This window comes from Pseudomonas sp. Bout1, assembly GCF_034314165.1.
GTDB lineage: Bacteria > Pseudomonadota > Gammaproteobacteria > Pseudomonadales > Pseudomonadaceae > Aquipseudomonas.
Window position 1 is genome coordinate 397,657 of record NZ_JAVIWK010000001.1, and the last position, 26,519, is coordinate 424,175.

Genomic DNA, 26,519 nt, shown 5'->3' on the forward strand with positions numbered 1-26,519 from the left:
CCGATCCAGTGCGGGAGCAGGCAAGCCAGCTCCCGCAAGGTTTTGTCTCATCGATAACCTAACGGAGGCGTTGATGAAAACGCTTTGGCAACACTGCCACGTTGCAACCATGGCCCAAGGCAAATACTCGATCATCGAGGATGCCGCCATCGTTACCTCGGGCACGCTCATCGAGTGGATCGGCCCCCATGCCGAACTGCCGAGCGCAACCTACGCAACCACCCGTGATCTGCAAGGTGCGTGGGTCACGCCGGGACTGATCGACTGCCACACCCACACCGTATTCGGTGGCAATCGCAGTGGTGAGTTCGAGCAGCGGCTGCAAGGCGTGAGCTACGCCGAGATCGCAGCGGCCGGTGGCGGTATTGCCAGCACCGTGCGCGCCACACGCGCGGGGACCGAAGATGAGTTGTTTGAAAGTAGCCGAAAGCGCCTGCGCAGTTTGCTGCGCGACGGTGTGACCACGGTCGAGATCAAATCCGGGTACGGCCTGGACCTGGCCAGCGAGCGCAAGATCCTGCGGGTGATCCGGCGCCTCGGCGCCGAACTGCCGGTGAGCGTGCGCAGCACTTGCCTGGCGGCGCACGCGTTGCCGCCGGAGTACGTGGACCGAGCCGACGCGTATATCGACCATATCTGCACCGAGATGCTGCCGGCACTGGCGGCGGAAGGCCTGGTAGATGCGGTCGACGCGTTCTGTGAATACCTGGCGTTCTCGCCGGAGCAGGTGGAGCGGGTGTTCATCGCCGCCCAAAAACTTGGCTTGCCGGTAAAACTGCACGCCGAACAGTTGTCGTCCCTGCACGGCTCCAGCCTGGCGGCGCGGTACCAGGCGCTGTCGGCGGACCATCTGGAATTCATGACCGAAGAAGACGCTATCGCCATGGCTGCTTCCGGCACCGTCGCGGTGCTGTTGCCGGGTGCGTTCTACTTCCTGCGGGAAACCCAGCTGCCGCCGATGGACGCCCTGCGCAAGCACGGCGTGAAGATCGCCATCGCCAGCGACCTCAACCCCGGCACCTCGCCGGCGTTGTCGGTGCGCCTGATGCTGAACATGGCCTGCACCCTGTTCCGCATGACCCCGGAAGAAGCCCTGGCCGGCGCCACCCAGCACGCGGCTACCGCCCTGGGCCTGGGCGACAGCCATGGTTCGCTGGAAGTGGGCAAGGTTGCAGACTTTGTCGCCTGGCAGATTGATCGCCCTGCCGACCTGGCCTACTGGCTGGGCGGCGAGCTGGATAAACGCGTCGTGCGCCACGGCGTGGACGTCACTGTTTAAGGAGTCCCGTCGTGGATAAGGTTCTGAGCTTCAAACAAGGCCGCGTACCGCTGCTGATCAGCATGCCTCACGCGGGCCTGCGCCTGACGCTGGCGGTGCAAGCCGGGTTGATCCCCGAGGCGCAAAGCCTGCCGGACACTGACTGGCACATCCCCACGTTGTATGACTTTGCCGAAGAACTGGGCGCCAGCACCCTGGCGGCTGAGTATTCGCGGTTTGTCATCGACCTGAACCGGCCTTCAGACGACAAGCCGCTGTACGTCGGCGCCACCACCGGCCTGTACCCGGCAACGCTGTTCGACGGGGTGCCGCTGTTCCGTGAAGGCCTGGAACCGTCCAAGGCCGAGCGTGCCACGTACCTGGAGCAGGTGTGGACGCCGTATCACCGCACCCTGCAAAACGAGCTGGCCCGGCTCAAGGCCGAGTTCGGCTATGCGTTGCTGTTTGACGCGCACTCGATCCGTTCGGTGATCCCGCACCTGTTCGAAGGCAAGCTGCCGGACTTCAACCTCGGCACCTTCAATGGCGCCGCCTGCGACCCGCAACTGGCCAGCCAACTGGAAGCCATCTGTGCCGGGCACCCGCAGTACAGCCATGTGCTCAACGGGCGCTTCAAGGGCGGGCATATCACCCGCCACTACGGCAACCCGGCCGAGAACATCCACGCGGTGCAGCTGGAGTTGGGGCAGTGCACGTACATGGAAGAGTTTGAGCCGTTCCGCTATCGCGCCGACCTCGCTGAGCCGACTCGGGTGGTGTTGAAAGAGTTGCTGGAAGGGTTCCTGGCCTGGGGGCAGAAGCACTATCGGTGATGGTTGCGCAGCTGAGATAGCCATCGCGGGCAAGCCCGGCTCCCACCTTTTGAATTGCAAACACATTCAAATGTGGGAGCTGGCTTGCCTGCGAAGAGGCTCTCAACAGCAACACACCTCCCAAGTCGTCTGTGTGCAAATCCCTGTCGCCACAGGTCGCTTTTATCGAGGTCTCGCTGGGTAAGGTGTGGGGCACGGCGCGTCAGACGCCATCCCCACAATAAAAACTGCCGAGTGAGACCGCATCGATGAAAAGACTGTTCAACCGTTGTCTGTTGATTCTCACCGGCGCCGCACTCCTGAGCGCCAACGCGATGGCCGCCGACCCGGCCTCGTGCAAGGCGGTGCGCATGGGCGTGGTCAGTTGGACCGACGTGATCGCCACCAGCGGCATGGCCGATGTGCTGCTCAATGGCCTGGGCTACGACAGCAAGCAAATCAGCGCCGTGCAGCAAATCATCTTTGCCGGCATTCGCGACAAGCGCCTGGATATTTTCCTCGGCTACTGGAAGCCGGCGATGGACAACAACATCGCGCCGTTTCTTGCGGCCAATCAAGTCAAGGTGTTCGACAAACCCAGCCTGTCAGACGCTCAGGCTACCCTGGCGGTGCCGCAGTACGTCGCCGATGCCGGCCTGAAAACCTTTGCCGACATCGCCCGCTTCAAGGACAAGCTGGGCGGCAAGATCTATGGCATCGAACCGGGCAGCGGCGCCAACACCGACATCCAGAAAATGATCGACAGTAACCGCTTTGGCCTCGGCGGCTTCAAGCTGGTGGCGTCCGGCGAAGCGGGCATGTTGGCGGCGGTGCAGCGCGCGGTGAACCGCAAGGAGTTCGTGGTGTTTGTCGGTTGGACCCCGCACCCGATGAACATCAACATGAAAATGGCTTACCTGACCGGCAGTGAAGATGTGTTCGGTGCCAACGAGGGCATGGCCACGGTCTCCACGGTAACGGCTCCGGATTATGCCGAGCGCTGCCCCAACGTGACGCGCCTGCTGGAAAACCTGACCTACACCGCGGCCCAGGAAAGCCAGTTGATGGTGCCGATCATGGACCGCAAGACGCCCCAGGATGTGGCCAAACAGTGGCTGCGCGATAATCCCGAGGACTTGCAGCGCTGGCTGGCCGGTGTGACGACGCTGGATGGCAAGGACGGCGTGGCGGCGGTGCAGGCCAGCCTCAAACCCTGATGCGAACACGCTAGATCAAACAACAAAGAACCCATGTGGGAGTCGGGCTTGCCCGCGATGGCGGTTTATCAGTCGACGATGGCGTTGGTTGACACACCGCTATCGCAGGCAAGCCAGCTCCCACATTTGCCTTGTGGTGTGCTTTGAATCTTCCTATCAGGACGATCATCCTCATGTCCCATTACCCGATTTGCGCGCAGATGTGCGCCTTTGTCGAAAAAACCGAATCCTTCACCAGCGACGACACCTCGCTGGCCGGATTGCGCCTTGGCTATGACCGCATGTGCCAGGCGTTCACCCCGGCGCGCCCTGAAGGGTTGCAGGTGTCAGATATTTCCCTGGGTAGCGTGGGCGTACGTCTGTATCAGCCGACGGCACACATCCCTGATGGCGGCTGGCCATGCATCCTTTATATGCACGGTGGCGGCTGGGTGGTCGGCGGCCTGGATTCCCACGACTTTATCTGCTGTGAGCTGGCCGACTCGCTGCAGGTGCTGGTCATCGCCATCGATTACCGCCTGGCGCCCGAACATCCGTTCCCGGCCGCCTTCGACGATTGCCGCGCGGTCTGGCGGGCGATTCAGGCGGGTGAAGCGCCGTGCCGCATCAACCTTCAGCGTCTGGTGGTGGCCGGTGACAGCGCCGGCGGTAACCTGGCGGCTGCCTTGTGCCTGGGCCTGCGCGATGACCACCTGCCACAGCCCTTGGCGCAAATCCTGATCTACCCCGGCCTGGGCGGCCCCGCCGACTTGCCGTCGCGCCGCGACTGCGTCGACGCGCCGCTGCTCAGTACTGCCGACACCGAATGCTACCTGGCGCTCTACCTGCGTGGCCCGAGCCAGCCATCGCCTTACGCCATGCCATTGCGGGCCCTGGATTTCAGCGGATTGCCCCCGGCACTGATCGCCGTTGCCCAGTTCGACCCGCTGCGCGACGACGGCGTGCTGTACGCCGAACGCCTGCAAGCGGGCGGGGTAGCGGCCACGCTGTATCCCGGAAAAGGCCTGGTCCACGGCTGTTTACGGGCCCGAGGCCAGGTGGCAGAGGTCGACCGGCTCTACGCGTATCTGCTGGATTACCTGCGTGGTGTTCTGCTGACACAGGTCTAGGTTCACCAAGGCATGCTCATTGCACAATTCGGGTTTATGATGCCAGACGGCAAAATAATAGACGTCCCCCCAGGGATGAACTCGACCCCTTACGGAGCGCGCAATGCAGACTTTGTACCCGCAGATCAAACCCTACGCCCGGCACGATCTGGCCGTCGACGAAACCCATGTACTGTATGTCGACGAAAGCGGTTCCCCGGAAGGCTTGCCCGTCGTATTCATCCACGGCGGCCCTGGCGCCGGGTGTGACGCCAATAGCCGCTGCTATTTCAATCCGAATCTGTACCGAATTGTTACTTTTGATCAGCGCGGCTGCGGGCGCTCCACCCCACGGGCCAGCCTGGAAAACAACACCACCTGGGACCTGGTGGCCGACCTGGAGCGGATTCGCGAGCACCTGGGCATCGAAAAATGGGTGTTGTTCGGCGGTTCCTGGGGCTCGACGCTGGCCCTGGCCTACGCGCAAACCCACCCGGAGCGCGTGCATGGCCTGATCGTGCGCGGCATTTTCCTGGCTCGCCCCCAGGACATTCAGTGGTTCTACCAGGCTGGCGCCAGCCGTCTGTTCCCGGATTACTGGCAGGACTACCTCGCGCCGATCCCTGCGGAGGAGCGCCACGACCTGCTCGGCGCCTACCACAAGCGCCTGACCGGCAACGACCAGATCGCCCAGATGCACGCGGCCAAGGCCTGGTCCACGTGGGAAGGCCGCATGTTGGGCCTGTGCCCGAACCCGCAGTTGATCGAGCGGTTCTCCGAGCCACAGCGCGCCCTGTCGATTGCCCGTATCGAATGCCACTACTTCACCAACAATTCATTCCTTGAGCCCAACCAGCTGATCCGCGATATGCACAAGATCGCCCATCTGCCTGGCGTAATCGTGCATGGCCGCTACGATATGATCTGCCCGCTGGATAACGCCTGGGAGCTGCATCAGGCGTGGCCCAACAGCGAATTGCAGATCATCCGCGAAGCCGGCCACGCGGCTTCCGAGCCCGGCATTACCGATGCGCTGGTGCGTGCGGCGAGTGAAATGGCACGGCGCCTGCTCGATCTGCCGCCCGAAGAAGCATGAAGGGGCTTTTGCAGCGGGTGCGCGGCGCCCGGGTCGAGGTGGAGGGGCAAGTCGTCGGTGCGATCGACCAGGGTTTGCTGGTGCTGGTGGCCGTCGAGCCGTCAGATACCCAGGCCTGCGCCGACAAGCTGCTGCATAAGCTGCTTAACTATCGGGTGTTCAGCGACGATGAGGGCAAGATGAACTTGTCCTTGAAAGACATCGGCGGCGGTTTGCTGCTGGTGTCGCAGTTCACCCTGGCGGCAGACACCAAGAGTGGCCTGCGACCGAGCTTCTCCACGGCGGCACCGCCGGCGTTGGGCGAGGCACTTTTCGACTACCTGCTGTTACAAGCGCAACAATTGCATGGCACGGTAGCGGCAGGGCGTTTTGGCGCGGATATGCAGGTACATTTGGTCAATGACGGGCCGGTCACCTTCCTGTTACAGACGTGAATGTACTGAAAACGACTTGTGATGCCCAAAAAACCGGGATTTCGCTACAAATACTTCGCTGTCCCTGATGCGTTGTCTCGCGGGCTACTAGATAATCGCGCGCTACGGGGATCAGCGTTAATTGGTCCATTTTTGACTTAGGTAGAGACTTGTCCGATCGCTATTGGGGAATCATTTAGCCCCAGAGGAGTCGGAACAATGCTCGCCAACCTGGCATATAGATAGCTGGCCGTTGGTTTTTTGATCTGTTTTCGGCGAGGGTTGCTCGTGATTGTTAGTCCCTGTAATGCACCAAAATTGTCTGCCAAACGGTTACGAAACGCACTGGTAACGGGCTCTGCCCTGTTTTGCCTGTTCGGCGCGGGTCAACTGTGGGCATTCAGTCTGGACGATGTGTCGGCCAAGGCAAAAGAGCTGGCCGGGCAGAAATACGAAGCTCCGCGCAGCAATTTGCCGAACGAATTCCGCGAAATGAAATTCGCTGACTACCAGAAAATTCGTTTCCGCAACGAAAAAGCCGAGTGGGCCGATCAAAACACCCCGTTCAAGCTGTCCTTCTATCACCAGGGCATGCACTTCGACACGCCGGTGAAAATCAACGAAGTCACCGCCGACAGCGTCCAGGAAATCAAGTACGACCCGGCTCGTTTCGATTTCGGCGACGTCAAGTTTGATCCCAAGGCCACCGAACAGCTGGGTTATGCCGGCTTCCGTGTGCTGTACCCGATCAACAAGGGCGACAAGCAAGACGAAATCATGACCATGCTCGGCGCGAGCTATTTCCGCGTCGTGGGTAAAGACCAGGTCTACGGCCTGTCGGCCCGTGGCATGGCGATCGACACTGCCTTGCCGTCTGGCGAAGAGTTCCCGCGTTTCACCGAGTTCTGGATTGAGCGTCCAAAGCCGGGTGAAAAGCAGTTGGTGATCTACGCCCTGCTGGATTCTCCACGGGCCACCGGCGCTTATCGCCTGATCCTGCGCCCTGGCACCGACACCGTCGTCGACGTCAAATCCCAGATGTACCTGCGTGACAAGGTGACCAAGCTGGGCATCGCCCCGCTGACCAGCATGTTCCTGTTCGGCGCCAACCAGCCGTCCAAGGTCCTCAACTACCGTCGCGAGCTGCACGATTCCAGCGGCCTGTCGATCCATGCCGGTAATGGTGAGTGGATCTGGCGCCCACTGAACAACCCCAAACACCTGTCGGTCAGCAACTTCACCGTGGAAAACCCGCGTGGTTTCGGCCTGCTGCAACGCGGTCGTAATTTCAGCCACTACGAAGACCTCGACGACAACTACGACAAGCGCCCAAGCGCCTGGATCGAGCCCGATGGCGACTGGGGCAAGGGCTCCGTCGACCTGGTAGAGATTCCGACCGCCGACGAAACCAACGACAACATCGTTGCCTTCTGGAGCCCGGAAACTTTGCCGGAGCCGGGCAAGCCGCTGGACGTCGCCTACCGCCTGCACTGGACGTTGAAAGACGCCGAGTTCCATTCGCCAGAAAGCGCCTGGGTCAAGCAGACCCTGCGTTCCACCGGCGACGTCAAGCAATCCAACCTGATCCGCCAGCCAGACGGCAGCGTGGCTTACCTGGTGGACTTCGAGGGCCCGTCCCTGAAGAAACTGCCGGCTGATGCTCCGGTGCGCAGCCAGGTCAGCGTGGGCGACAACGCCGAAATCGTTGAAAACAGCGTGCGCTACAACCCGCACACCCAAGGCTGGCGCCTGACTCTGCGCATGAAGATCAAGGACGCGGGCAAGCCGACTGAAATGCGTGCCGCCCTGGTCCAGGACATTGTGGCGCCGGAGCCCGAGAAGGCTTCGACCCAAGTGCTCAAGGCCGACAAGCTCCTGGCCAAGCAACACGAGAAGGCGGCCAAGAAAGACCCGAAAGACAAGGATGCCAAGCAGCCAGAAGCTGCGGCCCCAGCCACACCGGAGCCGGCCAAGACAGAGCAAGTCCTGACCGAAACCTGGAGCTATCAGTTGCCTGCCGATGAGTAATTCTCAAGTCCAGCCAGAGACTCTTGCCGAGTACCTGGCGCATCTACCGATGACCGACGAGCAGCGCGCCGAGCTGGCGGGCTGCGACTCCTTCAGTGAATTGCACAAGCGCCTGTCATCGTCCACATTCGACGCACCTGCCGACGCTGCCCAAGCGTCGGTAGGCGCCCGGCTGACCCTCAACACCGCCGAAGAGCTGCAAGACGCCGAAATGCTGGCGCTCGACGCCAGTGGCCGGGTTTGCCTCAAGGCCACGCCGCCGATCCGTCGGACCAAGGTCGTGCCTGAGCCGTGGCGCACCAATATCCTGGTGCGTGGCTGGCGCCGCCTGACCGGGCGCACCAACCCACCGGCCCCGCCCAAAGATGAACGTGTGCTGCCGGCTGCCCGCTGGCGCACCGTCGGTTCGATCCGTCGCTATATCCTGCTGGTGCTGATGCTCGGCCAGACGATCGTCGCCGGCTGGTACATGAAAGGCATCATGCCGTACCAGGGCTGGTCGTTCGTCGACTTTGACGAGATCCGCAACCAGACCCTGCTGCAAACCGCAACCCAAGTACTGCCTTACGCCTTGCAAACCAGCATCCTGGTACTGTTCGGGATTCTGTTCTGCTGGGTTTCGGCCGGTTTCTGGACCGCGCTGATGGGCTTCCTCGAATTGCTCACTGGTCACGATAAATACCGTATCTCCGGTAAAAGTGCCGGTAACGAGCCGATTGCGAAAGATGCCCGCACCGCGCTGGTCATGCCGATCTGCAACGAAGACGTGCCTCGGGTATTTGCGGGCCTGCGCGCGACGTTCGAATCGGTCGCCGCCACCGGTGACCTGGATCGTTTCGACTTTTTCGTCCTCAGCGACAGTAACGAGGCCGATATCTGCATCGCCGAGCAGCAGGCCTGGCTCGACGTGTGCCGCGATGCTGGCGGGTTTGGCAAGATCTTCTATCGCCGCCGTCGCCGTCGCGTCAAACGCAAGAGCGGCAACCTCGACGACTTCTGCCGTCGCTGGGGCGGTGACTACAAGTACATGGTGGTGCTCGACGCCGACAGCGTAATGAGCGGCGAATGCCTGACCAGCCTGGTGCGCTTGATGGAAGCCACGCCGGATGCCGGGATTATCCAGACCGCGCCGCGTGCGTCGGGCATGGACACCCTGTATGCGCGCATGCAGCAGTTCGCCACCCGGGTGTACGGCCCGCTGTTTACCGCTGGCCTGCACTTCTGGCAGCTGGGTGAATCCCACTACTGGGGCCACAACGCGATCATCCGCATGAAGCCGTTTATCGAGCACTGCGCCCTGGCGCCGTTGCCGGGTAAAGGTGCGTTTGCCGGTGCAATCCTTTCCCACGACTTTGTTGAAGCTGCGCTGATGCGCCGTGCCGGCTGGGGCGTGTGGATTGCCTACGACTTGCCGGGCAGCTACGAAGAACTGCCGCCCAACCTGCTGGACGAACTCAAGCGTGACCGTCGCTGGTGCCACGGCAACCTGATGAACTTCCGCCTGTTCCTGGTCAAAGGCATGCACCCGGTGCACCGTGCGGTGTTCCTGACCGGCGTGATGTCGTACCTGTCGGCGCCGTTGTGGTTCTTCTTCCTGGTGCTGTCGACGGCCTTGCTGGCGGTCAACACACTGATGGAACCGCAGTACTTCATGGCGCCACGCCAGCTATACCCGCTGTGGCCACAATGGCACCCGGACAAGGCGGTAGCGCTGTTCTCCACCACCATCGTGCTGCTGTTCCTGCCTAAACTGTTGAGCATCATCCTGATCTGGGCCAAGGGCGCGAAAGAGTTCGGCGGCAAGTTCAAGGTCACGCTGTCGATGCTGCTGGAGATGCTGTTCTCCATGTTGCTGGCGCCGGTGCGGATGATCTTCCACACCCGTTTCGTACTCGCCGCGTTCCTTGGCTGGGCCGCGACCTGGAACTCGCCACAGCGCGACGATGACTCCACGCCATGGAGCGAGGCGGTCAAGCGCCACGGTCCGCAGACCTTGCTCGGTTTCTTCTGGGCACTGCTGGTGGTGTGGTTGAACCCAAGCTTCCTGTGGTGGCTGGTGCCGATCGTGGGTTCGTTGATGCTGTCGATCCCGGTGTCGGTGATTTCCAGCCGGGTCAAGCTGGGCCTCAAGTCTCGCGACGAAAGCCTGTTTTTGATCCCCGAGGAATACAACCCACCCCAAGCGCTGCTTTCGACCGACAAGTACACCCACGAAAACCGTTGGCATGCGTTGAACGACGGCTTTGTGCGGGCAGTGGTCGATCCCCAGCAGAACGCCCTGGCGTGCGCCTTGGCGACTTCCCGTCACGGGCAGGCGGAGCCGATTGAATGGTTGCGTGTGGAGCGGGTTCGCCATGCAGTGAAAGTCGGCCCGGCCGGCCTCACCAACGGCGAGCGCCTGGCGTTGCTCAGTGATCCGGTCGCCCTCGCACGCTTGCATGAGCAGGTGTGGAGCGAAGGTCACGAGCAGTGGCTCAGTGCCTGGCGCGAATCGGTCAAGGCCGATCCGCATGCGCCGTTACTGCCATTGAAACCGCTGTCGTCCCAGGCTCAACCGGCCTGATTCCGACGCCCCCGAGGTCCCGCCTCGGGGGCGTTTTGGTCACCGTCCTACGCTGTTTTTCGTTTCTGTTTCATCCCGCTAACTTCTTGTTATTTCGAAACAAAAGACCCTTCGCCAAAGCGTATTGCCGTGCCTGCGAGTGGGTTAGCATCGCCCCCAAAATCTGACTCGATGCCCCTGGTTTACGCGTACGTATGCGTGGCTCGGTGCGCGGGTGCTTAACGGAACAGGGGCTTTTCATGATCAAAAGGTATTTGTCGATGCTGCTGCTCGGCATCGTCACGTTTTCCCACGGTTACCTGGTGCACGCCGGGGCCATAGACGAAGCCGTCCGGCGGGGCGTGCTGAAAGTCGGTACCAATCCCTCCTACGTCCCCTTCGAAATGACCGACAAGGAAGGCCGTATCGTCGGGTTTGAAATCGATCTGTTGCGGCAGATGAGCAAGGCGCTGGGGGTCCGGCTGGAGCTGGTTTCGGTGCCGTATACCGACCTGATCCCAGGCCTGCTGGCCAACCGGTTCGACCTGATCGGCAGCGGCATGACCGTGACGCAGGAGCGCAACCTGACCCTCAATTTCAGCGATTCGTTCATCATCGTCGGCCAGACTGTACTGCTGAACCCACGGTTGGCTGACAAGGTCCAGAGCATCGAGGACTTGAACGAAGCCGGTTACCGCATCGTGGCCGCCGAAGGTACGACAGGTGAGGCGGCGGCGAAAAGGTTCCTCGGCGCTGCACGGCTGCGCAGTTTTCCGACGCCTGAAGAAGGCGTTCGCCAGGTGGTGGAGGGCAAGGCCGACGCGTTTATCCATGATGCGCCCTATAACCTGATCGCCATCGGCAAGCCCCAAAACAGTGCCCTGCTGGCGCTGGAGCAACCCTTCACCTACGAGCCCTTGGCGTTCGGTGTAAAAAAAGGTGATTACGACAGCCTCAACTGGATCAATCATTTCCTTAACCAAGTGGCCCAGGATGGCACCTACGATCGGCTGCACGACAAGTGGTTCAAGGACACGGACTGGATGCAGGCAATCGACCGGTAGTCATAACTGCTTACACATCAATCGATTGGCTGGCCAATGCGGTGAAGTGTCTAGCTGTACCGTTTTCTGCACAGTTGTGGGGCTTTTCTATCATCCCCTGGCAACAAATCGGGGCGAAACCTTTGTGCCAAGCGGTGAGTGGGTTAGGATCGCACCCCGAAATGGTGCAGCCCTTTTGCGCGCCGACCTCACAAGAAATGAGTTCAGGGGACTTGATGATGAAAAAGTATCTTTCGATGCTGTTGCTGGGCGTCACCGCACTGGTGGCGGTCAATGCAGCCCATGCCGGCGCCATCGATGATGCGGTCAAGCGCGGTACGCTGAAAGTCGGCATGGACCCGACCTACATGCCGTTCCAGATGACCAACAAGCGCGGTGAAATCATCGGTTTTGAAGTCGACATCCTCAAGGCCATGGCCAAGTCCATGGGCGTCAAGTTCGAACCAATCTCCACCGGCTATGACGGCATCATTCCGGCCCTGCTGACCAACAAGTTCGACATGATCGGCAGCGGCATGACCCTGACCCAGGAACGCAACCTGCGCCTGAACTTCAGCGAACCGTTCATTGTGGTTGGCCAGACCCTGCTGATCCGCAAGGAACTGGAAGGCACCATCAAGTCCTACAAAGACCTGAACGACGAGAAGTACCGCCTGACCTCCAAGCTTGGCACCACTGGCGAGATGGTCGCCAAGAAGCTGATCTCCAAGGCCAAGTACCACGGCTATGACAACGAGCAGGAAGCTGTGCTGGACGTGGTCAACGGCAAAGCTGACGCCTTCGTCTATGACGCGCCGTACAACGTGGTGGCGGTGAACAAGGTAGGCGCCGGCAAGCTGGTGTTCCTCGACCAGCCGTTCACCTTTGAGCCCTTGGCGTTCGGCCTGAAGAAGGGCGACTACGACAGCATCAACTTCATCAACAACTTCCTGCACCAGATCCGCAACGACGGCACCTACGATCGTATCCATGACAAGTGGTTCAAGAGTTCCGAGTGGCTCAAGGACATGGAATAACGCGATACCGCGTCGACTTCATCGCAGGCAAGCCAGCTCCCACATTGATCGATGTCAGTTCTGACAATGCGTTCAAATGTGGGAGCCGGGCTTGCCCGCGATGAGGGCCTGCCAGGCGATACACATCCCGGAACCTGAAATGAAACAGAAAAAAGCCCAATGGCCCTGGCACCTGCTGACGATGCTGGTACTGGTCGGCCTGGCCGGTGCGCTCTACTACGCCACCTCCCTGATGTCTTACGAATGGCGCTGGAACCGCGTGCCGCAGTACTTCGTCTACCAGGCCGAAGAGTCCCAGCGTGCGTCGGACATTTCCACCGTCAGCGAGCTGGTGCGCAAGGGCGATGTGGCTGAAGTCACCCTGCGCAATGACGAGGGCAACGAACAGCACCTGAGCGTGGCCGAGAACAGCCTGCAAGTGGCCAAGGGCGATGATGTGGCCGAGGGCGATGTGGTCGGCGTCACCCGGCATTGGGCCGCGGGGCCGTTGCTGTGGGGCTTGTGGACCACCTTGTGGCTGTCAGTGGTGTCTGGTGCGCTCGGGCTGCTGATCGGCCTGGCGACCGGGTTGTGTCGCTTGTCGAATAACCCGACTTTGCGCGATCTGTCGACGATCTACGTCGAACTGGTGCGCGGCACGCCGCTCTTGGTACAGATATTCATTTTCTATTTCTTCATCGGCACGGTGCTCAACCTGTCGCGGGAGTTTGCCGGGATTGCCGCGCTGTCGCTGTTTACCGGTGCCTACGTGGCGGAAATCATCCGCGCCGGTGTGCAATCGATTACCCGTGGTCAAAACGAGGCGGCGCGGTCCCTGGGCCTGAGTGCTGGCCAGTCGATGCGCCATGTGGTGTTGCCGCAGGCCTTCAAGCGCGTGCTGCCGCCGTTGGCCGGGCAATTTATCAGCCTGGTGAAGGATACGTCGCTGGTGTCGGTGATCGCGATTACCGAACTGCTCAAAAGCGGCCGCGAAGTCATCACCACCTCATTCTCGCCGTTTGAAATCCTGTTCTGCGTCGCAGGCCTGTACCTGCTGATCAACCTGCCGCTGTCGAAAATCGCCAGCCGGCTTGAGCGGAGGCTCGCGCAAAGTGATTGAAGTCCGCGATCTGGTAAAAGTCTTCGACACCCGTGGCCACGTAGTGCGCGCGGTAGACAACGTGACCACCCAGGTGGCCAAGGGTGAAGTACTGGTGGTAATCGGCCCGTCCGGTTCCGGCAAGTCGACGTTCCTGCGCTGCCTTAACGGCCTGGAAGAGTTCGATTCGGGCTCGGTGAGCATCGACGGCCTGCAACTGGCAGACCCGAAAACCGACGTGAACGCCTACCGCCGTGAAGTCGGCATGGTGTTCCAGCACTTCAACCTGTTCCCCCACATGACCGTGCTCGAAAACCTGTGCCTGGCGCAAAAAGTCGTGCGCAAGCGCGGCAAGAAAGAGCGCGAGGCCAAGGCCCTGGCACTCCTGGAAAAAGTCGGCATCGCCCAAAAAGCCAACGAGTTCCCGTCGCGGCTTTCCGGCGGCCAGCAGCAGCGGGTGGCAATTGCCCGCGCGCTGGCGATGGAGCCCAAGGTGATGCTGTTTGACGAGCCTACCTCGGCGCTGGACCCGGAAATGGTCGGCGAAGTGCTGGACGTGATGAAAACCCTGGCCCTGGAAGGCATGACCATGGTCTGCGTCACCCATGAAATGGGTTTTGCCCGGGAGGTGGCCGACCGTGTGCTGTTCTTCGATCACGGCAAACTGCTGGAGGACGCCGCTCCGGCGCAATTCTTCGATGCGCCGAAGGACCCCCGGGCCCAAGCCTTCCTGCGTCAGGTGTTGTAACGGCTAGACCTTGAACTTGCCCACCCACACCTGCAAGTCCGAACCCAGGCGCGCCAGTTCGATACTGGCCGCCGCCGTCTCCTGACTCGCGGCTGCGGTTTGTTCCGACACATCCTTGACCTTCAGCACACTGCGGTTGATCTCCTCGGCCACCGCTGTTTGTTCCTCTGCGGCAGCGGCAATCTGCGGGTTCATCTCCTGGATTACTGACACAGTGCGGGTGATGCCAGCCAGCGCATCGCCTGCGCGGCGGGTCAGTTGCACGCTGTTGTCGGTGAGGCTGCGACTGTTGTCCATGATATCGGCGACGTGTTGCGTGCCCCGGTGCAGGCCGCTGATCAACTCCTCGATTTCCTCGGCCGATTGCTGGGTGCGTTGCGCCAGGCTGCGCACTTCATCGGCGACTACGGCAAAACCTCTGCCTGCCTCGCCGGCGCGGGCCGCTTCGATCGCGGCGTTGAGGGCCAGCAAATTAGTCTGTTCCGACACCGACTTGATCACCTCCAGCACGCTGCCGATCTTCCGGCTCTCCTGTTGCAACCCTTGCATGGCCTGGCTTGAACGGGCCATCTCCTGGGCCAGGTGCTCAATGTGGGCAATGGCCTCAGCCACCACCCGATCACCCTGGCCCGCCTGCCGATCGGCCTCGGTGGCGGCCAATGAGGCTTGCTCGGCATGGCGCGCGACTTCCTGGGAAGTGGCAAGCATCTCGTTCATGGCGGTGGCCACTTGTTCGGTTTCCTGCTTCTGGCCGTCAACCCCGGCGCGGGTCTGCTCGGTGACGGCCGACAATTGCTCGGCGGCGCTGGCGATCTGTCGGGCGCTGTCGCCGATGCCACCGATCAAGCCCCGCAGGTTGAGGGTCATTTGCCCGATGCTGCGTTGCAGCTGCCCCAGTTCATCCTGGCGCGAGGTCTGGATGTGGTGGCTCAGGTCACCTTCGGCAATCCGGTTGGCCACGTGCAGGGCCTGGCGCAGCGGCGCGACGATCTGGCCGGCAATCAGCCAGGCGGCGGCGATACCGAGCAATAGCGCGGCGCCAGTGACGTTGAGCAGCACGGTGCGGGCGAGGCTGGCTTCCTTGTCACGCTTGGCGGTTTGGTCCTGGCCCAGCAGGTCGCTTTCCTTGAGCAACTGATCCAGCCACTGCTCAAGCTGGTTCTGGATGGTTTCGGTGGAGAGCTGGGCATCCTTGAGGCGTGTCAGTTGAGTCCTATAGTCGAGCAGGACGTTTTTCAGGGCGCTGGCATCAACCGGCAGTGTGTCTACAACGGCTTGAGCGCCACCGAGTGCCGCCAGCGCGTCATTCACGGCGTTGGCATAAGCGTCCAGTGAGGCGGCGGCCCAGGCGGGGCTGAGGGCCCGGTCTTCGGCTTGCTCCATGGCCTGGCGCAATTGCTCCACCGCGTCGAGAGCTTTCTCATCGTCTTGGTTGGGCAGGTTGCTGGACAGTTCAGAAAGGCTGTCACTGCTCTGGACAGAACTGCGCTTGAGCTGTTCGCGGGCGTTCTCGCGTTGTTTGATCAGGCCATCCAGGCCGCTCAAGGCGGTTTTGAAACTGGTGACAAAGCGGCGGCTTTCCTGCAATTGTTGTTGGTTGACCGGGTCGGTAAACCTCGGGGAAAGATCCACCAGATGTTGGTCGATCCTGTCCATGTGCAAGCCTATCTTTGCCAGGCTGGCCGGGTCGTTCAGGGTGCGATAGACAATACGATCAGCGCGCAACTCTTCGCCGACGACGGCCAATTGCGAGAGGATCGTGAGTTTTTGTGATCGATCAAGAGAGGCGTTCAAGGCTTGCCAGCCTGTGGCCGCGATCATGAGGCTTAGACTGAGCACGAGGCCGAAGCCCAGGGCAAGTTTGAAGCTGATGCTGATGTTTCCCAGCAGGCGGGTCAGTGGACGAAACATGGTGAACCTCCAACGAATCAAAAGGCGCGTCTCAAGCGTCCGGCTGACAACGGTCAGGGGAGTTGAAACGCTACTTTTATTCGGCGCCAGGTGTGTAATCCACGACCTGAAAAACGCGTAGGAAATTTCACAAGTTGTCAGGATGGCGGCCCTGATGGCCGCCGCAAGCGGGTCAAACCTTGAAGCGACCTACCAGGCTTTGCAGGTAAACCCCCAGGCGCGCCAGCTCGGCACTGGAAGCGGCGGTCTCTTCGCTGGCCGCCGACGTCTGTTCGGAAACGTCCCGCACGTTGAGCACACTGCGGTTGATCTCTTCGGCCACGGCGCTTTGTTGCTCGGCGGCGGTGGCTATCTGCTGGTTCATCGCCTGAATGGCCGACACTGTGCGCGTGATGTTGCCCAGTGCATTACCTGCCCGGCGAGTCAGCTCGACGCTGCTGTCGGTGAGGCCGCGGCTGTTGTCCATGATGGTTGCCACTTGCTGTGTGCCGTTTTGCAGGCCGACGATCAACTCTTCGATTTCCTCCGTGGACTTCTGGGTACGCTGGGCCAGGCTGCGCACTTCATCGGCCACTACCGCAAAACCACGCCCGGCTTCGCCGGCACGCGCCGCTTCAATCGCCGCGTTGAGGGCGAGCAGGTTGGTTTGCTGGGCCACGGCCTTGATCACGTCGAGCACGCTGCCAATCTTGTCGCTCTCGCGCTTGAGATGGCCCATGGCCGCGGTAGAGTTGCCCACCTCGCCGGCCAGGCGCTCTATCTGGGCGATGGCCTCACCGACCACCCGGTCGCCTTCACGGGCCTGCTGGTCAGCGGCTACAGCCGCTTCGCAAGCTTCCTCGGCGTTACGCGCAACTTCCTGCACGGTGGCGGCCATTTCGTTCATGGCGGTGGCCACTTGGTCGGTCTCGACCTTTTGGCTGTTGACCCCGGCGCTGGTCTGTTCGGTGACCGCCGACAGTTGCTCGGCAGCGCTGGCAATTTGGGTGACACCGTCGCTGATGCCGCCGATCAGTTCCCGCAGGCCCACGGTCATGCTCTGCATGGACCGTTGCAACTGGCCCAGCTCATCGCGGCGTTCGGAGATCAAATTGTGGCTGAGGTCGCCCGCCGCTACACGCTCGGCCACCTTGAGAGTCTGGCTCAACGGGATGACGATCTGCCGGGTAATGGCCCAGGCGGCAAGTATGCCGAAGGCCAGCGCCAGGGCAGTGGCCAGCAGCAACAGGTTCTTGGCGTGGGCGGCATCGGTATCACGCACCACGGTTTGCGAAGTGGTGAGCTTGTTACTGCGGTCGAGCAGGATATCGCCTTGCTCACCCATGATTTTCATCGCGGCGGCACTGGCCACCTGGGAGTCGCGGTACTGGCTCACGGCAGCGCGGTAGGCCTGCAGCGAGACGCTGGCCTCTTGCAGGTTCGCCCGGTATTGCTCGGGCAACTGGTCGCCAAGGGTGGTTATTTTTTTCAGGGCGTTGTCGATGGCATCCAGCGCCGGCTGTTCGGCCTCGACCTTGGCGCTGTAGGTGTAGCCGCGCACCTGGAAGCGCGCCTGCTGGATCAGTTTGCTCAGGTCGACCACGCTGTTGAACAGGATGACGCTGTCGCCTTGCAGCAGGGATTTTTCCACTTCGTTGATTTTTGCGACGGCGTTGTCGGCGGTATCGCCCAGTTTGCTGCGGGCGCCTTCACGCTTGAGGCCGGCCTGCACCATGGCGCCGAAGGCCTTTTTATATTGGCCCAAGGCATCCTGTTGCTGCTCTACCACGAGTTTGTCGTCGGGTTGCTCGATCAGGTCTGCGGCGGTTTTCAGGCCACTGTCCAGCTGGGTGATCAGGTCGTTTACCGCGCTGGTGCCTTGTTCGCCACGGCGCATTTCGAAGTCCAGGCGCGCCAGGCGCAGGTCCTTGGTCAGCGCGTTGAGGCTGGAGATGTAGCCCAGCTTGTCGCCACGGCTGATCACGCCGCTCAGGCCCGTCCAGCCGGTGAAGGTGATCAATAGCGTCAGGAGCAGCACCAGGCCGAAGCCTATGCCCAGCTTACGGTTGACGCTGACATTCCCCAGTTTCTCGGCTAACCAACGATACATGCTGCGAACTCCCCTGGAACAAGGCTTGGACTTATTCAGAGCGTATCGGCTGGCTGGGATCTTTCTGTAGGACGAATGTATTTGTGGCGAGGGAGCTTGCTGTGGGGTTTAGAAGAGTCTTGAGAGCAACGCGGTGACGGCAGTTTCGACTCTCAGGATGCGAGCGCCCAGTTGCACCGGCTGCAACCCGGCCTTGGCCAACAAATCCACTTCGTAGGGAATCCAGCCACCTTCCGGCCCGATGGCCAGGGTGACCGGCTCATCCAGCCCGCGTGGGCAGGGCGGATAGTCGCCCGGGTGGCCAACCAGGCCGAGGGTGCCTTGCGCCAGGGCGGGCAGGCGGTCTTCGACGAACGGCTTGAAGCGTTTTTCGATCACGATCTCGGGCAGCACCGTGTCCCGGGACTGTTCCAGGCCGAGGATCAGTTGCTCGCGAATCGCTTCCGGCTCAAGGAACGGCGTCTGCCAGAAACTCTTCTCCACGCGATAGCTGTTCACCAGTACCACCCGTGGCACGCCCATGGACGCCACGGTTTGCAGCACCCGGCGCAGCATTTTCGGGCGGGGCAGGGCCAGCAGCAAGGTCAGGGGCAGCTTGGCCGGCGGCGGCTGGTCAAAGGTGACTTGCAGCTCGGCTTCACGGTCTTCCAGGCGCAGCAACTGCGCATTACCCATCAACCCGCCAATGCGTCCGACACGCAGGCTGTCGCCAACGGCGGCGCGGTGGACTTCCTGCATATGCACCAGGCGCCGATCACGCAGCACCACCCGGTCGGCCGCGATAAAGTCGGCCTCCTCAAGCAGCAGCAGGTTCACGGCTGGGTCGCTGGCGGCTGGTCGTCGTCGGCGGGTTGGTCATCCGGGTGGTCGCCACGCTTGCTCACCAGGCTGCCAAACAGGATGCCGATCTCGAACAGCATCCACATCGGCACGGCCAGCAGGGTCTGGGAGAAGATGTCCGGCGGGGTCAGGATCATGCCGACCACGAAGCAGCCGATGACCACGTACGGGCGGATCTTCTTCAGGTACTTGACGTCGACCACGCCGATCCACACCAGCAGCACCACGGCCACCGGGATTTCAAACGCCACGCCAAAGGCAAAGAACAGCGTCATCACGAAATCGAGGTAGCTGGTGATGTCGGTCATCATTTCCACACCGGCCGGCGTCGCGGCGGCGAAGAATTTGAAGATCAACGGGAACACCAGGAAGTAGGCGAAGGCCATGCCGGTGTAGAACAGCAGGATGCTCGACACCAGCAGCGGCACGGCGATGCGTTTCTCATGCTTGTACAGGCCCGGCGCAATAAAGCCCCAGATCTGATGCAGGATCACCGGGATCGCCAGGAACAGCGAGACCATCATCGTCAGCTTCAACGGCGTGAGGAACGGCGAGGACACGTCGGTGGCGATCATCGTCGCGCCAGCCGGCAAGTAATTGCGCAGCGGCGTGGAGACGAACGTGTAGATCTGCTGGGTGAAGGCAAACAGCCCGGCAAAGATGATGAAGATCGCCGCGACACAACGCAGCAGGCGGGTGCGCAACTCGGTGAGGTGCGAGACCAGTGGCATGTGCTGGTCGGTTTCCGGTTTATCAGCGCTCATGGGGCTCGCGGCGGCAATGTAGGGTCGTGGGGCGCGGGCGACACGGCAGGCGTCGGCGCGGGTTCGGTCGGGGTCACTGGCGCGGCGGGCGCAGGCTCGGCGGCATGCACGGGCTCAACGACCGCTGCCGGTGCGGCGGGCGGCGCAATCGAGTGCTCGGCCACCGGTTCAACCGGCTTGGGCGTTTCCTGCACCGGAGAGAGAATCTTTCGTGCCTCCTGCTCCAACGACAGAATGTGTTCGTTGTGCAGTTGCCGGCGAATCTCGTCGGCGCCGATTTCCCGTTCAACTTCCTGTTTGATGGCGTTGAAACTGCGTTTCAGGCGCCCGATCCACAGGCCGGCCGTGCGCGCGGCACCGGGCAGGCGTTCCGGCCCCAGTACCAGCAGGGCCACGAGGCCGACGAGGAGCAGTTCAGAGAAGCTGATACCAAACATTATTCAGTACTCACGAGTCTTTTTGGTTCTGCTCTTTGACGTGCTCGGCCTGTACGTCGAAGGTGCGACGTTCAGTGATCGGCTGAGTGGCCTGCGGGTGTACAGGCTGCGCCGGTGGCACCGGGTTGACGACCGGGTCGGCAGGCTTTTCGTCGTCGTTCATGGCCTTGCGAAAGCCCTTGATCGACTCACCAACGTCGGTGCCGAGGTTTTTCAGTTTCTTGGTGCCGAACACCAGCACAACGACCACAAGAATGACGATCCAGTGTTTCCAGTCAAAAATGCCCATGCTGCAATTCCTCTGTAAAAGTTGGTCAGGCGGACGGGCGCGAGGCCTTTTCGGCATGCCCGGACAAGCCGAAGCGACGGTCCAGTTCATCAAGCACTGCCTGTGGATGCTGCCCCAGTTGGGCGAGCATGACCAGACTGTGGAACCACAAGTCGGCAGTTTCGTAGATCACGTCGCTGCAGTCGCCGCTGATTTGCGCGTCCTTGGCAGCAATAATCGTCTCGACGGACTCTTCGCCGAGTTTTTCCAGAATCTTGTTCAGGCCCTTGTGGTACAGGCTGGCGACGTAGGAGCTGTCGGCGGCCGCGCCCTTGCGGTCTTCCAGCACCTGGGCCACACGGTTCAGGGTATCGCTCATGTTCAGTGTCCTGCCGAATAGATAGCGTGCGGGTCTTTGAGTACGGGCTCGACGGTCTTCCACTCGCCGTTCTCGAACACGCGGTAGAAGCAGCTGTGACGGCCGGTGTGACAGGCGATGTCGCCAATCTGCTCGACCTTGAGAATCACCACATCGGCGTCGCAGTCGATACGCATCTCGTGCAGGGTTTGCACGTGCCCGGACTCTTCGCCCTTGCGCCACAGTTTGCCACGCGAACGTGACCAGTAGATGGCGCGGTTCTCGGCGGCCGTGAGGCTCAGGGCCTCGCGGTTCATCCAGGCCATCATCAATACACGCCCGGTCTTGTAGTCCTGGGCAATGGCCGGCACCAGGCCGTCACTGTCCCACTTGATCTCGTCCAGCCAGTCTTTCATTTTCGGCTCCGGCAATTTGCGACAGTGTATAACCGGATTGGCTATCGACGCACGATCAGATACACGCCCACGGCGACCATAATGCCAGCCGGCCAATGGCCCAGTTCATTCAGCGGACCACCGGCGGCGAGTATCGTACCGCCCACCAGGTGCGCGGCGCCCAGCAGGCGCAGGAACCAGTCGTCCTTGCGCTTGTGCCATGGCGGCGGTGGGTCCTTGGCGTGGGGCTGGGACATGCGCTCCAGCAGGTCGCGGGTCATGTTGGCCAGGTGCGGCAGTTGCTCGACCTGACTTTGCAGGTTGCCCAGCAGGGTTTTCGGGCTGATACGGTCACGCATCCAGCGTTCAAGGAACGGCTGGGCGGTGTTCCACAGGTCGAGGTCCGGGTACAACTGGCGGCCCAGGCCTTCGATATTCAGCAGAGTCTTTTGCAGCAGAACCAGCTGTGGCTGTACTTCCATGTTGAAGCGCCGCGCCGTCTGGAACAGACGCATCAGCACCTGGCCGAAGGAAATATCTTTTAACGGTTTTTCGAAGATCGGCTCGCACACGGTGCGGATCGCCGCTTCGAATTCGTTGAGTTTGGTTTCAGCCGGCACCCAGCCCGAATCGATGTGCAACTGCGCCACGCGGCGGTAGTCCCGCTTGAAGAAGGCGAACAGGTTGCGCGCCAGGTAATCCTGGTCTTCCGGGGTCAGGCTGCCGACGATGCCGCAGTCGATCGCGATGTACTGCGGGCTCCACGGGTTCACGGTGCTGACAAAGATGTTGCCGGGGTGCATGTCGGCGTGGAAGAAGCTGTCGCGGAACACTTGGGTGAAGAAGATCTCCACACCGCGCTCGGCGAGCATCTTCATGTCGGTGCGCTGGTCAGCCAGGGTCGCGAGGTCGGTGACCTGCACGCCGTAGATGCGCTCCATCACCAGCACTTTCGGGCGGCACCAGTCCCAATAGACTTGCGGCACGTACAGCAGTTGCGAGCCTTCGAAGTTGCGCTTGAGCTGGCTGGCGTTGGCCGCTTCGCGCAGCAGGTCGAGTTCGTCGTAGATGGTTTTTTCGTAGTCCAGCACCACGTCCACCGGGTGCAGCAGGCGCGCATCGGCCGAGAAACGCTCGGCGGCGCGGGCGAGGATGAACAGCCACGCCAGGTCCTGGCCGATGATCGGCTTGAGGCCCGGGCGGATCACCTTCACCACCACTTCTTCGCCGCTTTTGAGCTGCGCGGCGTGCACTTGGGCCACCGAGGCCGAAGCCAGCGGCGCGATGTCGAAGCGGCTGAACACTTCGCTGATCTTCTTGCCCAGCTGTTCTTCAATCAGCGTAACTGCCAGTTGCGAGTCGAACGGCGGCACGCGGTCCTGCAACAGCATCAGTTCGTCGGCGATGTCTTCGGGCAACAGGTCGCGGCGGGTGGAGAGGATCTGCCCGAACTTGATGAAGATCGGCCCCAGGTCCTGCAACGCCAGGCGCAGGCGTGCGCCACGGCTCAGGTCGAGGGTTTTGCGCGGGAACCAGCGCCACGGCAGCACATAGCGCACCGCCAGCAGAAACCACGGCAGCGGCAGGGCGAACAGCAGGTCATCGAGGCGGTAGCGGATTACGACGCGCTGGATACGAAACAAACGGCGGACGGCGAGCAGCTTCATGCGTTATCGCTTGAATCAAGGGAGCGGCTAAGGCGTTCGAAGCGCGCCTCAAGTCGTTCCAGGTCGAGTTTGGCCTGGTCGAGCTCGCGAAAACGCGCTTGCGCTTCCCGTTGTCCGACCAGGGTGCGCGATTCTTCGCTCAGGTATTCGGCGAGGTTCTGGTTCAGGCTGGCAAAACCCTGCTGGTACCAGCGCGTGCGGCTGCGCAGGTGACCGCTGATCAGTTGCGTGGCCACCGGGCCGAGCCAGCGGGACAGCTCGTATTCCCAGTCCAGTTCCAGGTCCTGCAGCACGGCGGCCAGGTCCATCAGCACCGCGCTGTCGCCTTCAAGTTCCACGTCCGGGCCGTGGAGGATCGCCGTCTTGTTCCCGCTCAGAGCCAGGCGCAGCAGGCTTGAACCGGAAGCACGCAGGGTGCAGTCGGCGTCGGCGGCCCAGTGGGTCGCCAGCAACAGGCCTTCATCGCTGGGCAGGATAAACAGCTGCAAGGCGGGGCTCGTGCAATCGACGGCGATGATCTTGCCGTTCAGGTGCGCCAGCCGCGCCAGGGCGGTGCTGTCCAGGCGCAGCACACGGTTGAGGCCGTGTTCAACGCTGGCGAGAAGGCCTGCGAACAGCATCAGGGCTTGATGCCGCGGTGCAGGGCGACGATGCCCGAGGTCATGTTGTGGTAGGTCACCCGGTCGAAACCGGCCTCTACCATCATCGACTTCAGGGTTTCCTGGTTCGGGTGCATGCGGATCGATTCGGCCAGGTAGCGGTAGCTTTCGGCGTCATTGGTGATCAGCTTGCCCATCAACGGCATGAAGGCGAACGAGTAGGTGTCGTAGACCTTGGACATCAGCGCGTTGGTCGGCTTGGAGAACTCCAGCACCAGCAGGCGACCGCCGGGCTTGAGTACGCGCAGCATGGAGCGCAGCGCGTCTTCCTTGTGGGTCACGTTACGCAGGCCGAAGGCGATGGTCACGCAGTCGAAATGGTTGTCCGGGAACGGCAGCTTTTCAGCGTCGGCCTGGACGAACTCGATATTGCCCGCCACGCCTTTGTCCAACAGGCGGTCCCGCCCGACCTTGAGCATCGAGCCGTTGATGTCGGCCAATACCACTTGGCCGGTGGGGCCCACCAGCTTGGAGAACTTGGCGGCCAGGTCGCCCGTGCCGCCGGCGATATCCAGTACGCGGTTGCCGGTGCGTACGCCCGACAACTCGATGGTGAAGCGCTTCCACAGGCGGTGCATGCCGCCGGACAGCACGTCGTTCATCAAGTCGTACTTGGCGGCTACCGAATGGAACACCTCGGCGACTTTTTCCGCTTTCTGGCTTTCCGGGACGTTCTTGAAGCCGAAGTGAGTGGTGGGTTCGGCATCGCTGCCTTTGCGCTGATCAGTCATATCGCTGTCACCAAAAGAGAATGGGGGCATTCTAATCCCCAAGGCATGCTTTGTCTTGGCAAGGCTGAAGGTAAGATAGGTGGCCACCGAGACCTTTTGCCGCATGGCAGGTCCGCAAGTCTCTATAACGAGGAGTCATTCAAATGGCCCGTATACAGGTTGAACGTGCTCATACACTGGGCAAAGACGCTGCCCGCGAAAAAGCCGACAAGTTGGCGAGCAAACTCAAGGATCAATATGGCCTGGAGTCTTCGTGGGCCGGCGACACACTGAATCTCAAACGCTCGGGCGTTAAAGGCACGGTGAAAGTGGCTGAAGATTCCCTGCGGATTGAAGTCGAACTCGGCCTGTTGATGTCGGCCATGAGTGGCACCATCAAGTCCGAAATCGAGAAGGCGCTGGATAAAGCCCTGGCCTGATTACGACCTTCTTAGGGTGCCGATTCTAATTTTTCTGCCTACTTTGTGCCCACGCCCTCAACTTCTGTGGGCAGTTCCTCCCCCCTTTATGCGTGAGGTGCACCATGGCCAAAGTTATTTTGAAGAAAAAAATTGCTACCGGAACTAACGCCCTGACCGACGTTAAATCCTATGCCCGCAAGATCTGGCTGGCCGGTTTGGGGGCTTATGCCAAGGTCGGCAGCGAGGGCGCCGAGTACTTCAAGGAACTCGTAAAGACTGGTCAACATGTTGAAAGCAAAGGCAAAAAAGTTGTGAGTGAACAACTTGATGCCGCCAACAGTCAGATTGATCAAGTCAAGAGCGAAGTCTTCGGCGTCAAAGGCCGAGTCGAAGTACAACTGGATAAAGTTGAAAGCGCTTTTGATAGTCGTGTTGGAAGTGCCTTGAATCGGATCGGCATTCCGTCTAAACATGACGTGGAGACACTCTCTGCTAAGCTCGATGAGCTGACGGCATTGCTCGAACGTGTCGCGCGTAAACACTAAGGAGACAACGGGATGGCTGGTAAAAAGACTACTGATAAAGAAGGCAGCTCGTGGATTGGGGAAGTTGAAAAATACTCCCGCAAGATCTGGCTGGCCGGTTTAGGCGTGTACTCGAAGGTGAGCAGTGACGGCGGCAAATACTTCGAGACTTTGGTTAAAGACGGCGAGAAGGCCGAGAAGTTGACCAAGAGCACAGTGGGTAAACAAGTCGATGCGGCAAAGGCTTCCGCCGGTTCTGCCAAATCGCGTATCAGCGACAAGTGGGGCGAACTGGAAGGGGCTTTTGACAAGCGCCTGAACAGTGCCATTTCGCGACTGGGCGTGCCTAGCCGTACTGAAGTGAAAGCGCTGCACAGCAAGGTTGATACATTGACCCGGCAAATCGAAAAACTCACCGGCGCGAAAGTTGCGCCAGTTGCGGCTAAAACTGCAGCGGTTAAACCGGCTGCCAAGCCTGTCGCGAAAACGGCTGCGGCCAAGCCCGCGGTAAAAACAGCCGCCAAACCTCTGGTCAAGGCCGCCGCCAAACCGGCTGCCAAGCCAGCCGCCAAGGCGCCTGCCAAAGCTGCGGCTAAACCGGCTGCCAAGCCTGCGGCTAAAACCGCAGCGGCTAAACCGGCCGCCAAGCCTGCCGCTAAACCAGTGGCCGCTAAAGCAGCTGCAAAACCTGCGGCGAAACCTGCAGCCAAGCCGGTAGCAAAAGCAGCAGCCAAGCCTGCGGCTAAAACCGCCGCCGCCAAACCTGCAGCCAAGCCGGTTGCTGCCAAACCCGCCGCCAAGCCTGCTGCTGCAAAACCTGCAGCGGCCAAGCCAGCTGCAAAACCGGCCGCGGCGAAGAAGCCTGCCGTAGCCAAAAAGCCAGCAGCGCCGAAGCCAGCGGTAGCGGCCAAGCCTGCAACTACAGCGCCGGCGACCAACTCGGTCACGCCACCGACGCCTGCTGTTACCCCGACTGCAACGCCGGCAACCCCGACGCCTACCAGTCAGTCCTGATTTTTACGGGACACATAAAAACGCCCGGCCTACGAAGGTTTGTGGGAGCCGGGCTTGCCCGCGATAGCATCACCTCGGTGTAACTGACATACCGAGGCGAT

At 61.2% G+C, this 26,519-nt stretch carries 25 protein-coding genes and 2 pseudogenes; 15 read left to right on the forward strand and 12 right to left on the reverse strand.

Features of this window, described 5'->3' with window-relative positions; genetic code table 11:
- Positions 1-73: 73 nt before the first annotated feature.
- The 12 genes and pseudogenes from hutI to RGV33_RS01855 all read left to right on the forward strand — a co-directional run bounded on the left by hutI (position 74) and on the right by RGV33_RS01855 (position 14,360).
- Positions 74-1,279, forward strand: coding sequence for an imidazolonepropionase (hutI, locus tag RGV33_RS01800; protein ID WP_322142865.1), 1,206 nt, complete (start codon positions 74-76; stop codon positions 1,277-1,279).
- 11 nt (positions 1,280-1,290) lie between these two features.
- A complete protein-coding gene (gene hutG / locus RGV33_RS01805) occupies positions 1,291-2,091 on the forward strand; it encodes an N-formylglutamate deformylase (protein WP_322142866.1) in 801 nt (266 codons plus the stop codon).
- 248 nt (positions 2,092-2,339) lie between these two features.
- Positions 2,340-3,287 (forward strand): choline ABC transporter substrate-binding protein, encoded by a 948-nt coding sequence (locus RGV33_RS01810; protein ID WP_322142867.1) that lies wholly within the window; start codon positions 2,340-2,342, stop codon positions 3,285-3,287.
- A gap of 173 nt (positions 3,288-3,460) precedes the next feature.
- Complete coding sequence (locus RGV33_RS01815; RefSeq protein ID WP_322142868.1) at positions 3,461-4,396, forward strand: alpha/beta hydrolase; 936 nt, start codon at positions 3,461-3,463, stop codon at positions 4,394-4,396.
- A 103-nt stretch (positions 4,397-4,499) separates the two neighbouring features.
- Positions 4,500-5,471, forward strand: a complete 972-nt coding sequence (pip, locus tag RGV33_RS01820) for a prolyl aminopeptidase (protein ID WP_322142869.1) — start codon at positions 4,500-4,502, stop codon at positions 5,469-5,471.
- Positions 5,468-5,905 carry a D-aminoacyl-tRNA deacylase gene (gene dtd, locus RGV33_RS01825; protein ID WP_017478202.1) on the forward strand — a complete coding sequence of 146 codons (438 nt, stop codon included), beginning with the start codon at positions 5,468-5,470 and terminating at the stop codon, positions 5,903-5,905. Before pip ends, dtd begins: the two co-directional genes overlap by 4 nt.
- 267 nt (positions 5,906-6,172) lie before the next feature.
- Positions 6,173-7,912, forward strand: a complete 1,740-nt coding sequence (locus tag RGV33_RS01830; RefSeq protein WP_322142870.1) for a glucan biosynthesis protein G — start codon at positions 6,173-6,175, stop codon at positions 7,910-7,912.
- A pseudogene (gene mdoH / locus RGV33_RS01835) lies at positions 7,905-10,480 on the forward strand (glucans biosynthesis glucosyltransferase MdoH); the annotation flags it as partial. The gene RGV33_RS01830 and the pseudogene mdoH, both read left to right, overlap by 8 nt.
- Positions 10,481-10,714: 234 nt before the next feature.
- A complete protein-coding gene (locus RGV33_RS01840) occupies positions 10,715-11,518 on the forward strand; it encodes a transporter substrate-binding domain-containing protein (RefSeq protein WP_322142871.1) in 804 nt (267 codons plus the stop codon).
- A gap of 218 nt (positions 11,519-11,736) precedes the next feature.
- Positions 11,737-12,534 carry a transporter substrate-binding domain-containing protein gene (locus RGV33_RS01845; RefSeq protein WP_076018212.1) on the forward strand — a complete coding sequence of 266 codons (798 nt, stop codon included), beginning with the start codon at positions 11,737-11,739 and terminating at the stop codon, positions 12,532-12,534.
- A 139-nt stretch (positions 12,535-12,673) separates the two neighbouring features.
- On the forward strand, positions 12,674-13,633 hold the full coding sequence (locus RGV33_RS01850; RefSeq protein WP_322142872.1) for an amino acid ABC transporter permease: 960 nt from the start codon (positions 12,674-12,676) through the stop codon (positions 13,631-13,633).
- The gene (locus RGV33_RS01855) at positions 13,626-14,360 is read left to right on the forward strand and encodes an amino acid ABC transporter ATP-binding protein (RefSeq protein ID WP_088423043.1); all 735 of its coding nucleotides are present in this window, start codon (positions 13,626-13,628) and stop codon (positions 14,358-14,360) included. The genes RGV33_RS01850 and RGV33_RS01855 overlap by 8 nt, the downstream gene beginning before the upstream one ends.
- 3 nt (positions 14,361-14,363) lie before the next feature.
- Here RGV33_RS01855 and RGV33_RS01860 read toward each other — a convergent pair whose 3' ends face one another.
- The 12 genes and pseudogenes from RGV33_RS01860 to ubiE all read right to left on the reverse strand — a co-directional run bounded on the left by RGV33_RS01860 (position 14,364) and on the right by ubiE (position 24,479).
- Entirely contained in the window at positions 14,364-16,271 is a 1,908-nt protein-coding gene (locus RGV33_RS01860) for a methyl-accepting chemotaxis protein (RefSeq protein ID WP_322142873.1), read from the reverse strand.
- A 172-nt stretch (positions 16,272-16,443) separates the two neighbouring features.
- Complete coding sequence (locus RGV33_RS34120) at positions 16,444-17,316, reverse strand: methyl-accepting chemotaxis protein (protein ID WP_416152101.1); 873 nt, start codon at positions 17,314-17,316, stop codon at positions 16,444-16,446.
- Positions 17,302-18,360, reverse strand: a pseudogene (locus RGV33_RS34125) (methyl-accepting chemotaxis protein); the annotation flags it as partial. The gene RGV33_RS34120 and the pseudogene RGV33_RS34125, both read right to left, overlap by 15 nt.
- Before the next feature lie 108 nt (positions 18,361-18,468).
- Positions 18,469-19,176: a 16S rRNA (uracil(1498)-N(3))-methyltransferase gene (locus tag RGV33_RS01870; protein ID WP_322142875.1), complete on the reverse strand. Its 708-nt coding sequence runs from the start codon at positions 19,174-19,176 to the stop codon at positions 18,469-18,471.
- Positions 19,173-19,964, reverse strand: coding sequence for a twin-arginine translocase subunit TatC (tatC, locus tag RGV33_RS01875; RefSeq protein ID WP_322142876.1), 792 nt, complete (start codon positions 19,962-19,964; stop codon positions 19,173-19,175). The genes RGV33_RS01870 and tatC overlap by 4 nt, the downstream gene beginning before the upstream one ends.
- Entirely contained in the window at positions 19,961-20,401 is a 441-nt protein-coding gene (gene tatB, locus RGV33_RS01880; RefSeq protein WP_322142877.1) for a Sec-independent protein translocase protein TatB, read from the reverse strand. The genes tatC and tatB overlap by 4 nt, the downstream gene beginning before the upstream one ends.
- A gap of 10 nt (positions 20,402-20,411) precedes the next feature.
- A complete protein-coding gene (locus RGV33_RS01885; protein ID WP_017478213.1) occupies positions 20,412-20,690 on the reverse strand; it encodes a twin-arginine translocase TatA/TatE family subunit in 279 nt (92 codons plus the stop codon).
- 25 nt (positions 20,691-20,715) lie between these two features.
- Complete coding sequence (locus RGV33_RS01890) at positions 20,716-21,048, reverse strand: phosphoribosyl-ATP diphosphatase (protein ID WP_322142878.1); 333 nt, start codon at positions 21,046-21,048, stop codon at positions 20,716-20,718.
- A 2-nt stretch (positions 21,049-21,050) separates the two neighbouring features.
- A complete protein-coding gene (gene hisI / locus RGV33_RS01895; protein ID WP_010169173.1) occupies positions 21,051-21,443 on the reverse strand; it encodes a phosphoribosyl-AMP cyclohydrolase in 393 nt (130 codons plus the stop codon).
- 41 nt (positions 21,444-21,484) lie between these two features.
- Positions 21,485-23,089, reverse strand: a complete 1,605-nt coding sequence (ubiB, locus tag RGV33_RS01900) for a ubiquinone biosynthesis regulatory protein kinase UbiB (RefSeq protein WP_322142879.1) — start codon at positions 23,087-23,089, stop codon at positions 21,485-21,487.
- Positions 23,086-23,709, reverse strand: coding sequence for a ubiquinone biosynthesis accessory factor UbiJ (locus RGV33_RS01905; RefSeq protein ID WP_322142880.1), 624 nt, complete (start codon positions 23,707-23,709; stop codon positions 23,086-23,088). The genes ubiB and RGV33_RS01905 overlap by 4 nt, the downstream gene beginning before the upstream one ends.
- Positions 23,709-24,479, reverse strand: coding sequence for a bifunctional demethylmenaquinone methyltransferase/2-methoxy-6-polyprenyl-1,4-benzoquinol methylase UbiE (gene ubiE, locus RGV33_RS01910; RefSeq protein WP_003209306.1), 771 nt, complete (start codon positions 24,477-24,479; stop codon positions 23,709-23,711). The genes RGV33_RS01905 and ubiE overlap by 1 nt, the downstream gene beginning before the upstream one ends.
- A gap of 143 nt (positions 24,480-24,622) precedes the next feature.
- On the opposite strand from ubiE, the gene RGV33_RS01915 reads away from it, so the two are divergent.
- The 3 genes from RGV33_RS01915 to RGV33_RS01925 all read left to right on the forward strand — a co-directional run bounded on the left by RGV33_RS01915 (position 24,623) and on the right by RGV33_RS01925 (position 26,418).
- The gene (locus tag RGV33_RS01915; RefSeq protein WP_017478217.1) at positions 24,623-24,898 is read left to right on the forward strand and encodes a polyhydroxyalkanoic acid system family protein; all 276 of its coding nucleotides are present in this window, start codon (positions 24,623-24,625) and stop codon (positions 24,896-24,898) included.
- Positions 24,899-25,002: 104 nt separating this feature from the next.
- Positions 25,003-25,425, forward strand: a complete 423-nt coding sequence (locus tag RGV33_RS01920; RefSeq protein WP_322142881.1) for a phasin family protein — start codon at positions 25,003-25,005, stop codon at positions 25,423-25,425.
- A gap of 12 nt (positions 25,426-25,437) precedes the next feature.
- Positions 25,438-26,418, forward strand: coding sequence for a phasin family protein (locus RGV33_RS01925; protein WP_322142882.1), 981 nt, complete (start codon positions 25,438-25,440; stop codon positions 26,416-26,418).
- The last annotated feature ends 101 nt before the right edge of the window (positions 26,419-26,519 follow it).